This window comes from Gluconacetobacter entanii (genome assembly GCF_013155425.1).
GTDB lineage: Bacteria > Pseudomonadota > Alphaproteobacteria > Acetobacterales > Acetobacteraceae > Novacetimonas > Novacetimonas entanii.
Map to the genome: position 1 here is coordinate 1 of NZ_JABJWD010000114.1, position 261 is coordinate 261.

A 261-nucleotide genomic window follows, 5' to 3' on the forward strand; every position below is an offset into this window, starting at 1 on the left:
CAAACGGCTTTTTGAAGCGGTTTCTGACGATGCCGACATGGAATATGCGATGATCGACGGCACGGTGGTCCGGGTTCACCGCCATGGCCAGGGCGCAAAAGGGGGACCCGAAACCAGGCGATAGGGCGCAGTGTGACGGGATGGTCCACCAAGATCGTCGCCATGACTGACGCCCTGGGCAATCTGGTCCGCTTTACGCTTATCCCCGGCCAGCATTACGACACGGTCGGGGTCGCGCCTCTTCTCGAACCCGCGGATTTC

General features: G+C 60.9%; 1 pseudogene. It reads left to right on the top strand.

Features of this window, described 5'->3' with window-relative positions:
* Positions 1-261 (top strand): annotated as a pseudogene (locus HNH97_RS18485) (IS5/IS1182 family transposase); the annotation flags it as partial.